Here is a 446-nt window from a genome sequence, read left to right on the forward strand (position 1 = left end):
GGGTGTTTGGCGAATCTGATTGGCTCTGACATCCGCCATGTCTTGGTCAATCACCGCCTGCACCTCAGCAGAAGTCAGTTGCTCTTCGGCAGCCGCTAAATCAAGGCCCCCTTGGCTCGCGATATCGAGGATAGCGGATTCATCAAAACTGCCATGTGAAGCCCATTGATCCTGGCGAGCCAGCAGCCTCTCAAGTACCGGTTCAAAGACGCCCTGACGACGAGCGACTTCTAATACCCGAATGGCCTTATCAGATACGTCGCCGTGGAAAGGAGTGTAGCGCACGATGAGCCGCACTTTTTCTGGGTAGGTTTCCAGAATACTTTTTGTCAGGGGGTAGAAAGCACGGCAGGCTTCGCAAGCCGGATCGAAGAATTCCACAATCGTCACCGGCGCGTCTTCTCGCCCCAAGATGGGGGAGTGTGAGCGCACCAAGGAGTCCTCTG

The 446-nt window shown here is 55.4% G+C and carries 1 protein-coding gene; it reads right to left on the reverse strand.

Going from position 1 to position 446, the window contains the following annotated elements; all coding sequences use genetic code 11:
- Positions 1–432, reverse strand: a 432-nt coding sequence (locus tag ACT3UM_RS24215; RefSeq protein ID WP_498902565.1) for a DsbA family protein, incomplete at its 3' end; no start/stop codon positions are given.
- Positions 433–446: the final 14 nt, after the last annotated feature.

This window comes from Halomonas sp. AOP13-D3-9 (assembly GCF_052379125.1).
Classification (GTDB): domain Bacteria; phylum Pseudomonadota; class Gammaproteobacteria; order Pseudomonadales; family Halomonadaceae; genus Vreelandella.